At 39.8% G+C, this 10,574-nt stretch carries 9 protein-coding genes and 1 pseudogene; 6 read left to right on the top strand and 4 right to left on the bottom strand.

All coding sequences use genetic code 11. The features are described from left to right. Positions 1-122 precede the first annotated feature (122 nt). Positions 123-668: an HpcH/HpaI aldolase/citrate lyase family protein gene (locus V757_RS20915; RefSeq protein WP_052019305.1), complete on the top strand. Its 546-nt coding sequence runs from the start codon at positions 123-125 to the stop codon at positions 666-668. Here V757_RS20915 and V757_RS20910 read toward each other — a convergent pair. Genes V757_RS20910 through V757_RS20900 form a run of 3 tightly spaced genes read right to left on the bottom strand, consistent with a single transcriptional unit; the run spans position 634 to position 4,790 of the window. Continuing rightward, positions 634-2,961, bottom strand: coding sequence for a CHASE2 domain-containing protein (locus V757_RS20910; RefSeq protein ID WP_023950751.1), 2,328 nt, complete (start codon positions 2,959-2,961; stop codon positions 634-636). The genes V757_RS20915 and V757_RS20910 overlap by 35 nt on opposite strands. A gap of 18 nt (positions 2,962-2,979) precedes the next feature. Continuing rightward, complete coding sequence (locus V757_RS20905) at positions 2,980-4,062, bottom strand: FecR family protein (RefSeq protein WP_023950749.1); 1,083 nt, start codon at positions 4,060-4,062, stop codon at positions 2,980-2,982. A gap of 32 nt (positions 4,063-4,094) precedes the next feature. After that, entirely contained in the window at positions 4,095-4,790 is a 696-nt protein-coding gene (locus V757_RS20900) for a response regulator transcription factor (RefSeq protein WP_023950747.1), read from the bottom strand. Positions 4,791-5,240: 450 nt separating this feature from the next. Between V757_RS20900 and rpsL the strand changes: the two genes are divergently transcribed. The 5 genes from rpsL (at position 5,241) to rpsJ (ending at position 10,104) form a co-directional block, all read left to right on the top strand. Continuing rightward, positions 5,241-5,618, top strand: coding sequence for a 30S ribosomal protein S12 (rpsL, locus tag V757_RS20895; protein WP_023950745.1), 378 nt, complete (start codon positions 5,241-5,243; stop codon positions 5,616-5,618). A gap of 157 nt (positions 5,619-5,775) precedes the next feature. Beyond that, positions 5,776-6,246 (top strand): 30S ribosomal protein S7, encoded by a 471-nt coding sequence (gene rpsG, locus V757_RS20890; RefSeq protein WP_023950743.1) that lies wholly within the window; start codon positions 5,776-5,778, stop codon positions 6,244-6,246. Between the two features lie 15 nt (positions 6,247-6,261). Then, positions 6,262-8,367 (top strand): elongation factor G, encoded by a 2,106-nt coding sequence (gene fusA / locus V757_RS20885; RefSeq protein ID WP_023950741.1) that lies wholly within the window; start codon positions 6,262-6,264, stop codon positions 8,365-8,367. An 84-nt stretch (positions 8,368-8,451) separates the two neighbouring features. Beyond that, positions 8,452-9,642: an elongation factor Tu gene (tuf, locus tag V757_RS20880; RefSeq protein WP_023950739.1), complete on the top strand. Its 1,191-nt coding sequence runs from the start codon at positions 8,452-8,454 to the stop codon at positions 9,640-9,642. Positions 9,643-9,792: 150 nt separating this feature from the next. Beyond that, positions 9,793-10,104: a 30S ribosomal protein S10 gene (rpsJ, locus tag V757_RS20875; RefSeq protein WP_023950737.1), complete on the top strand. Its 312-nt coding sequence runs from the start codon at positions 9,793-9,795 to the stop codon at positions 10,102-10,104. A 189-nt stretch (positions 10,105-10,293) separates the two neighbouring features. Here the strand turns inward: rpsJ and V757_RS20870 are convergent. Next, positions 10,294-10,553, bottom strand: a pseudogene (locus tag V757_RS20870) (transposase domain-containing protein); the annotation flags it as partial. Positions 10,554-10,574: the final 21 nt, after the last annotated feature.

The following is a 10,574-nucleotide window of genomic DNA, read 5'->3' as shown; positions in this document are numbered from 1 at the left end:
TTTATACAAGTAGAACCACAAACCAAGACTATTGGGTTCGAATTAATGTTCTAGTTACAACACAGAATGGTTTGTAAGAGGATTTAGCTTTTTGTGGTCAATATTCAGCCATTGAAACAGTGATGTTGCCCAAAGCGGAAAATGCTGAAGAAATTACTAAAGTCGCTGCACTTGGCAAACCAGTTTATCCAATTATTGAAAGTGCAAAAGGGATTGTAAATATGCTGGAAATTGCTCAGGTGAGTGGTGTCGCTCGTTTGTCTTTTGGTGCACTTGATTTAGGTGTGGATTTAAATATGGATGAGGGCACAGAAGGCTCTGCTTTTCTACTAAATCAAATGCGTGCACAAATGGTTGTTAATAGTCATGTGGCTGGTATTGAAGCGCCTCTTGATGGGGTTTATCCAGATTTTAAAAATCTCCAAGGGTTGCAAACATCAATGCAATTTGCCAAATCGATGGGGTTTGCGGGTGCTCTTTGTATCCATCCTAGCCAAGTTGATGTGATACATAAAGTATTTGAGCCGAGTGAAAAAGAGATTACGTGGGCACAGGGTGTATTAGCCAAAGCTCAGGAAACAGGTCTAGCGGCTTTTTCGTACGAAGGAAAAATGGTTGATATGCCTGTTTTAGCTAAAGCAAAACAGATTCTTCGTCATGTAAAATAGGTAGGTATATATGAAAGGTGGTACCTACTCCTTGAGTACTCTCAAGCGTAACTGAACCTTGGTGACCAACAATAACGGTATGTACAAAAGCTAAGCCTAGCCCTAACCCAGAGATACGCTTAGTTTCCATCTGAGGGGCACGGCCAAATACTTGGAATATGCGCTCAAAATCTTCCTGAGCGATACCAATCCCTTGGTCTTTGATGCTAATATGCCAATAATTATTTTCCTCGGTGATAGCTAAGGCAATGTGCATACCATCCTTACCATACTTAATGGCATTATCAATCAGATTATTAAAGGCTCGACTAAGCAGTGTTCCATCTGCCATGATGTAGCAACTATCAGGGGCACTTTCAATCGCAAGTGTAATTTGTCTGGCTTTAGCAATAGACCAAAAATTATCTACTACGTTTTGCAGTAAATCAAGTAAATTGATAGGGAGTAACTGATAAGAGGTATTTTTTGCTCTTGCCAAATATAGGAAATTATCAACAAGATTAAGTGTATTACGGGAAAGTAAATTTACTTGCCGTAAGAAGTCCTCTAGCGATAGTGCTGTTTGAGGATTTTGTTGCATTTTGATTAAGGCTTGAATCGCACTTTGAGGGGCTCTCATATCGTGAGAAAGAAAGTGTAATGTTTGCTCGCGCTGACGCTCTTGCTCACGAATTCGGCTAATATCAATTAGGGTCAAGATAAAGCCAGAGTATTGCCCTAGCGAAGTATAGGTATTAGCAATACGGATTAATATGTCATTATTTGCCCTATCTTTGAACTCAATATCCTCTTTCGATTCAATCACTGTATCACTATTATCAGATACCATTGTGGATGTTTCAATAATTCGTTGAATGACAGAATTAGTGATATTTTCATTAGCTGTTATTAAGAGAATAAATTCTTTTAAATTTAAAGGGTTTTTATAACTAACCCCTAGTTCGGCTAAATACTTTTCAGTAATAGCTGTTGAGTATAAAAGTTGATTGTCTGCATCAAATACTGCTGTAGCATAGGGCATTCCATCTAGGCTGTCAGTAATAAATTGGCGTAAGTTTCGAACTCTTGCTAGTGCTGAACGTAATCTATTAATATGCTCATCAAAGGTGTTATAACCAGATAATGTAGTCGTAATTGGTTGATATGATTGTTCCATAGTAATAATGGATTTTTCGGCGTTCAAATTCTCAATTTCTTTTTGCATTTGTTTAAGGAGAATCTCTTGAGAACGCCAAGTCCACAAAGGATACACAAGAGTAGCACCAATAATAGCAGGATCTAAACGAACCCATAAATTCAAATATTGTAAGATCAGAAAATGAGTTACTAATGCTGATGTTGCCAATAAAATAGAGGCAAAAAATACCATGCGAGGTGATAAGATTAATACCACCACACAATAAATTAATACCCATACTAAAGAAAAGATTAAGGTGATAGTAGGGCTTACTTTATGAATCCATTTGCCTTCTATTTCTGCTTGTAATGCATTCGCTAAGATTTCTACCCCCGACATATTAATACTGCTACGACCTGTGGGAGTGGAAAATTTGTCACCGAGCCCTGTTGCCCATGCACCCACTAAAACATATTTATTATCAAACATATCCTCAGGGACTTTAAAATTTAACACATCACTATAAGAAATTGTTTGGTAATGATTTGGTGGTCCTGAGAATGGTATATATGCTTTAAGTGCAGTGTCAGAATTATTCTGTAGCTCTATATCTTGACCTGCCGCCAATAACATAGCCAAACTAAAGTGATATTGGTTCTCATATTCATCAGGGATATAACGCTCAATTTGTCGAACAAGGCTATCGGATTCAAGAGGCACATTAATATAGCCTAGTTTGTTAGCTTCCTTTGTTAAAGGATCATGAGGGTAGCTTGGAGAGTGGTTTTCATTGTTAAAACTTGCTAATACGACACGTCCATGTTGTTTTATAGCACGAGCGAACTCTTGATCATCTTCTGGATAATGGGATGGGCCCAAAAAAGAAATATCAAACCCAACGGATTTTGCCTTTTCTAGATGTCTTAATAACTGAGCGTGTAACACTCGTCGCCAAGGCCAAGTCCCTAGTTCCTGTAGACTTTTATCGTCAATAGTGATAATAACGATATCTTTAGATGCTGGTCTTAGATGTGACTGTCTCAGGAAAGAATCATACAAAATATTATCCATTTCATTGATGGGTAAAAAGAAAGTAATCAATGAAGCGATAATACTAACAAATAAAGAAACCCCTAAAAACTCACGTTTGTAACGGGTACTTAGGGATTTAATCATGACGATAAACAGTGAAAATTATTGTGCCGCTGGTAAAGAGGCGCCTGCTTTAGAGTCTGATTCCGATTTAACGGGAATACTGACTAACGTTGCTGTATCAGCACCAGATAAGCCTTTTTTATCAATCGCTCGGACTTGCACATAGAATTTGTTCACATTTGGTAGTTCTAGGTGATTAATCGTTGCTGTTGATTGTGAACGAGCTAATTCAAGTATTCCTTTCTCATCCAGTGTAAAGCGAATTAGGTAGTATTGGGCATTACTAATAGGATTTAATGTCACTGTTAAGTCATTAGTGCCTAACTCTGTTTGATATGAGACAGTATCTGGTGTAGTTGGTTTTTGATGATGCTTACCTTTTGCTGAAATTACAGCGCCTTGATTGGCAGGAACAATAGCTTCTTTTGCTGGGCGTTTAGAGCTTGCTACAGCAGCTTTACCGCTTAATAATTCAACAATCACATGACCGTTTTCGTCAACGCGGCTACGTAAAGAAGTTCCTCTAACACCAGTAATACTGACCGGCGTTCTAATTTCGAAACGTCCTACTCCACCATTATTACTTTCTACATTTGCGGCAAACTCACCTTGTTCAGTTTTAAAAATAGCGTCTACTAAGCCCGTACCAGAGAATTGGCGTAGGTGTTGAATATAGATAAGGCTATTTGGAGAAATAGCGATGACATTATCATTACTAAGCTTAAAAGTGACCGTACTGTTATTACCCGTTTCAATGCGATCATTTTCTTTAACCATTGAACCAATTTGGATAGTTTTATTATTGATGGTTACCTCACCAGAAACACCAATCACCTTGCCCTCATCCGGTAGTGTGTCAATTAACTTAAAGGGGACAAGAATCTCTTTTCCTACTGGAATAGTAGTGTTCTGACTGATTTTGTTATATGCCTTGATTTTTCGCCAATTGCCTGGTTTTGATGTAAAACGCTCAGCAATAATCCCTAAGGTATCACCTTCTTGCATAATATAAATGAAATTGTCACCTCGAGCTCCAGCTGGTTGAGCCAAAGAGATAGAGCTAGAAAAAAGGCTTGTTATAATTAAAACAGCAAGAGCTAGATGTCTGGTAAGGCTAAACATATAAAAACGAAATCCTTTGTGAAGGAGAAGATTTATTCTTGAACAAGTTCTAAACGGTAGCCAAGAGCATAAGAAGCAACAATCTGTACGCCATTTTCTGGATGGATTTTTAACTTTTGTCTAACGTTCGATAAATGTGTGTCTAGTGTGCGAGAAGTAGCTGGAATTTCTCGGTTCCAAATTGTAGAGCTTAAGGCGTCGCGAGAGAATAAACGACCAATGTTTCTAAAGAATAGGCTAGCTAATTCAAACTCTTTTGGTGCTAATACGATGGGCTCACCATGTAAGTAAACCTTACGGGCATTATTATCAAAGCGATAAGGACCTACCACAACCTCAGATTGAACTTGTGTTGTGGCTGTATTGCGACGTAAGTTTGCATTCACACGAGCGCTTAAAATAGCTGGGCTAAATGGCTTGTTAATATAATCATCAGCACCTAATTGAAATGCTTGTAAGAGGTCTGCATCTTCAGTGCGGTTAGTCACAAAAATAATAGGCACTTGAGGACCAATATTATTGCGAATCCATACTAATAACTCCACGCCTGTGACATCAGGTAGCTCCCAATCTAGTAGAAATAAGCCATAGCGATTTTTATTGCTGTTAAGTGCGCTTAAAAACTCTTTCCCTGTGACAAATTGCTCTACTTGGTGACCACTTTGCGTAAGAGTTTGCTTAACTAAATTTGCTTGGATTGGATCATCTTCTACTGACGCAATTAACATATTGCCTTCCTCTTATTTAATTACTTATATTCTGCATATGAATATATATAGATTTTTTATGGAATCTAAAAGTCATTGGCATTTTAACATAGATTGATTTTGTTCAGTAACTATTGGTAATAATTTTACGTTCGCTAAAAATGAACGGCTAATTTAAGAATAAACGGCATAAAAATAATCATTTATTGAGTTCAATAAAATAGGAAGAATTTAGCCAAGACTTTGTTTTATAGGAAAAAAAGAGACATAAATATTGACGTACGCATGAAAAAATGCTACTTTAGTGGGCTACTAGTAAAAAATGCTAGTAGTCTACTTAAAAACTTAACCCAGTTTTAGGTATTATTGCGTAGTATTTGTAAGAATACTGTAGCAATCGTGCATTAAAGTCAGCACGTAAAACAGACATTATATAAACTCGTACAACACAGTACATTAATAGGATAAGACATGCCTACCATTAGTCAACTCGTGCGTAAACCGCGCGAAACTAGCCGCGTGAGCAGCAAGAGCCCAGCTCTAGAAAATTGCCCACAACGCCGTGGTGTTTGCACTCGTGTGTATACCACTACTCCAAAAAAACCTAACTCAGCGATGCGTAAGGTCGCTAAAGTTCGTCTAACTAACGGTTTTGAAGTGATTTCATATATCGGTGGTGAAGGTCACAACTTACAAGAGCACAGTGTAGTTCTTGTTCGTGGTGGTCGTGTAAAAGACTTACCAGGTGTACGTTATCACATTGTTCGTGGTTCTTTAGACCTTCAAGGTGTTAAAGACCGTAAACAAGCTCGTTCTAAATACGGTGCTAAACGTCCTAAGAAAGCTTAGTAGTTAGTTTTTAAATGCTTCCTGCCCATGGGTGGTTAGCGTGCAGCCGCAGCTGCGTAAAATTTTACTGCGGTATGTAAGGGGTTGCTCTTGTTAATAGGCAACCGTGGCCACGTAAGTGGTTCAACTGAAATAGACACAATTAAAGGAAGTAAAGATGCCTCGTCGTCGCGAAGTTCCCAAACGTGAGATTCTACCTGATCCAAAATTTGGTAGTGTAGAGCTTGCAAAATTTATGAACGTTGTAATGCTTTCAGGCAAGAAAGCTGTTGCAGAGCGTATCGTTTATGGTGCGTTAGAGCAAGTAGCTCAAAAAACAGGCAAAGAGCCTATCGAAGTTTTTAATCTAGCAATCAACAACGTAAAACCTATCGTTGAAGTTAAGAGCCGCCGTGTTGGTGGTGCTAACTATCAAGTTCCTGTAGAAGTGCGTCCAGTTCGTCGTCTAGCGTTGGCTATGCGTTGGGTGCGTGAAGCTGCTAAAAAACGTGGCGAAAAATCAATGGATTTACGTCTTGCAGGTGAATTAATTGACGCATCAGAAGGTCGTGGTGCAGCAATGAAAAAACGTGAAGATACGCATAAAATGGCAGAGGCCAATAAAGCGTTCTCTCACTTCCGTTGGTAATCAAAGGACTCTACAATGGCTCGTAAAACCCCAATCAATCGCTACCGTAATATCGGTATTTCAGCGCATATTGACGCTGGTAAAACTACAACATCAGAACGTATTTTGTTCTACACTGGTGTAAATCACAAAATTGGTGAGGTACATGACGGTGCGGCAACAATGGACTGGATGGAGCAAGAGCAAGAGCGTGGTATTACCATTACCTCTGCTGCAACAACAGCTTTCTGGCGTGGTATGGCTGGTAATTATCCAGAACACCGTATTAACGTTATCGATACCCCAGGACACGTAGACTTTACGATTGAAGTAGAACGTTCTATGCGTGTACTTGACGGTGCATGTATGGTTTATTGTGCTGTGGGTGGTGTTCAACCTCAGTCTGAAACTGTATGGCGTCAGGCGAACAAATATCATGTGCCTCGTTTAGCATTTGTTAACAAGATGGATCGTACCGGTGCGGACTTCTATAAAGTTTACAACCAATTAAAAACACGTTTACGTGCTAATCCAGTGCCAATCGTTATTCCTATCGGTTCAGAAGATTTATTTAAAGGTGTTGTCGACTTAATCGAAATGAAAGCGATTATTTGGGATGAGGCGAGCCAGGGTACTAAATTTGAGTATCAAGACATTCCTGCTGACTTAAAGGATAAAGCAGAAGAATTCCGTAACCTAATGGTTGAATCTGCCGCAGAAGCTAATGAAGAGTTGATGAACAAATATCTTGAAGAAGGCGATTTGTCTAAAGAAGATATTATTAAAGCCTTACGTCAGCGTACGATTGCATGTGAAATTCAGCCGATGTTATGTGGTACAGCGTTCAAAAACAAAGGTGTACAACGTATGCTAGACGCCGTTATCGAATTTTTACCATCACCTGTTGATATTCCTCCAGTACAAGGTGAAGATGAGGACGGTAACAAACTAGAGCGTAAAGCGGATGATAAAGAAAAATTCTCTGCACTTGCGTTCAAATTAATGACTGACCCATTCGTTGGTCAATTAACGTTCATTCGCGTTTATTCTGGTGTATTAAATAGTGGTGACACTGTTCTTAACTCTGTTAAGGGTAAAAAAGAGCGTATTGGTCGTATTCTACAAATGCACGCAAATAATCGTGAAGAAATCAAAGAAGTATTGGCTGGTGACATCGCTGCTGTTGTTGGTTTAAAAGAAGTGACAACAGGTGAAACACTATGTGACTTAGACGCACCAATTATTCTTGAGCGTATGGAGTTCCCAGAGCCAGTTATTTCTCAAGCAGTAGAGCCAAAATCTAAGGCTGACCAAGAGAAAATGGGCTTGGCATTATCTCGTTTAGCGCAAGAAGACCCTTCTTTCCGTGTACGTTCAGACGAAGAATCTGGTCAAACAATTATTTCTGGTATGGGTGAGTTGCACCTAGAGATTATTGTTGACCGTATGAAACGTGAATTTAACGTTGAAGCTAATGTCGGTAAACCACAAGTAGCTTATCGTGAAACAATTCGTAAAACTGTTGAAAACGTTGAAGGTAAGTTCGTTAAACAATCTGGTGGTCGTGGTCAATATGGTCACGTAGTTCTAAAACTAGAACCACTAGAACCAGGTGGCGATGGATACCAATTTGTTGACGAAATTAAAGGTGGTGTGGTTCCTCGTGAATACATCCCAGCCGTTGACAAGGGTGTTCAAGAAACATTATCAGCAGGTGTGGTAGCAGGTTACCCAGTTGTTGATGTTAAAGTTACGTTAACATTCGGTTCATACCATGACGTTGACTCAAATGAGAATGCGTTCCGTATGGCTGCTTCTATGGCGTTCAAAGAGGGTATGCGTAAAGCAAGCCCAGTGCTTTTAGAGCCTATGATGGCAGTTGAAGTAGAAACTCCAGAAGACTATGCTGGTACTGTAATGGGTGATTTATCATCTCGTCGCGGTATGGTTCAAGGTATGGACGATATGGTTGGTGGTGGCAAAATCATCAAAGCAGAAGTTCCTCTAGCTGAGATGTTTGGTTATGCTACTAACTTACGCTCTCTAACTCAAGGTCGTGCAACATATACAATGGAATTCAAACATTATGCTGAAGCTCCAAAAAATGTTGCTGATGAAGTAGTTAGCGCACGTAGCAAGTAATTTACAAAACCGTAAGCCTTCTCTGTTATAATACGAAGGCTTACACTTAATTAATTTATACATAATTTATTGGAAATATAAATCATGGCAAAAGAAAAGTTTGAACGTACCAAACCGCACGTAAACGTAGGTACAATTGGTCACGTAGACCACGGTAAAACCACATTAACAGCAGCGATTACTACTGTCTTATCGAAAGAGTTCGGTGGTGAAGCGAAAGACTATGCGGCGATTGATGCGGCACCTGAAGAGCGTGCACGTGGTATTACGATTAATACTTCACATGTAGAGTATGAAACAGCGACACGTCACTATGCACACGTAGACTGCCCAGGTCACGCTGACTATGTAAAAAACATGATTACAGGTGCAGCGCAAATGGACGGAGCGATTTTAGTATGTTCAGCCGCTGACGGTCCAATGCCACAAACACGTGAGCACATTCTATTATCACGCCAAGTAGGCGTACCTTACATCATCGTGTTCTTAAACAAAGCCGACATGGTAGATGATGAAGAGTTATTAGAGTTAGTGGAAATGGAAGTGCGTGAGTTGTTATCAAAATACGACTTCCCAGGTGATGATACGCCAGTCATTAAAGGTTCTGCGAAATTAGCGTTAGAAGGCGACGAAGGTCCATTAGGTAAACAAGCGATTTTAGCGTTAGCGGAAGCATTAGACTCATACATTCCAACACCAGAGCGTGCAGTGGATGGTACATTCTTGATGCCAGTAGAGGACGTTTTCTCAATTTCAGGTCGTGGTACAGTGGTAACAGGCCGTATTGAGCGTGGTATCATTAAAGTGGGTGAAGAGATTGAAATTGTTGGTATTCGTGAAACAGCGAAAACAACATGTACAGGCGTAGAGATGTTCCGTAAGTTACTTGACGAAGGTCAAGCGGGTGACAACGTTGGTTTATTACTACGTGGTACAAAACGTGAAGACGTAGAGCGTGGTCAAGTGTTAGCGAAACCAGGTTCAATCAAGCCACATACAAACTTCTCAGCAGAAGTGTATATTTTATCGAAAGAAGAAGGTGGTCGTCATACCCCATTCTTCCAAGGTTACCGTCCACAGTTCTACTTCCGTACAACAGACGTAACAGGTACAATTACGTTACCAGCGGATAAAGAGATGGTATTGCCAGGCGATAACGTAGCGATGGATGTTGAGTTAATTGCGCCAATCGCGATGGAAGAAGGTTTACGCTTTGCGATCCGTGAAGGTGGCCGTACAGTCGGTGCCGGTGTGGTTTCTAAAATCACTAAATAATTCTTAGCTTGTTTAAAGTTTTGAATTAGCAGTAAAATAGTTGGCTACCCCTGATAAGGGTAGCCAATTTATCCATGACCATAAATGGTTTACGATGTTCTTTAATTTCATCGTTCTTTTTAACTCGTTCTTTTAAGGTTGTATTTTCAAATGAAAAACCAAAAAATCCGTATTCGTTTAAAAGCTTTTGACTACAAATTAATCGACCAGTCAGCAGCTGAAATCGTAGAAACAGCAAAACGCACAGGTGCTGTTGTTCATGGTCCAGTACCATTACCTACACGTATTAAACGTTATGATGTATTACGTTCACCACATGTGAACAAAACATCACGTGACCAATTTGAAATTCGTACACACTTACGTCTAATGGATATCGTTGATCCTACAGATAAAACAGTTGATGCATTAATGCGTTTAGACTTACCAGCAGGTGTTGACGTAGAAATCGCGTTACAATAATTTGTAGCGAATAAAGTTATATGAGGGCGAACTTTGTGTTCGCCTTTTTTATTGGCTTATGAGTTGAAATTTTCTAATAAATGAATGTGTTGATGCCATATGAACAAAACTCATAAGTAAGCGTCCGGTGAACTCCGATTGACTTCCGTTTTTAAATGTTCAATGCCCCGATTTTGTCGGGGCATTGTGTTAATTCTTGGTGTCGTTTGGCGCTTGCCAACGATGAGGCAGAAGCTCAGCAATGTCCTTCGCTTTCTGTGTCGGCAATCGTTCCAACACATCCTTAAGGTAAGCATAAGGGTCATGGCCATTGAGCTTAGCCGATTGAATTAACGACATCACCGCAGCCGCACGTCGACCCGCTTTCTCTGAACCTACAAAGAGCCAATTCTTGCCGACCAATCGCGAGTGGAACGTATCAAATTCTCTACCGCATTATTATCCATCGGTCAGTTGAGTCGTCTACCAAG

Origin of the sequence: Pelistega indica, from assembly GCF_000506865.1 — a bacterium.
Classification (GTDB): Bacteria; Pseudomonadota; Gammaproteobacteria; order Burkholderiales; family Burkholderiaceae_B; genus Taylorella; species Taylorella indica.
This window is presented reverse-complemented; position numbering and strand designations above follow the sequence as displayed.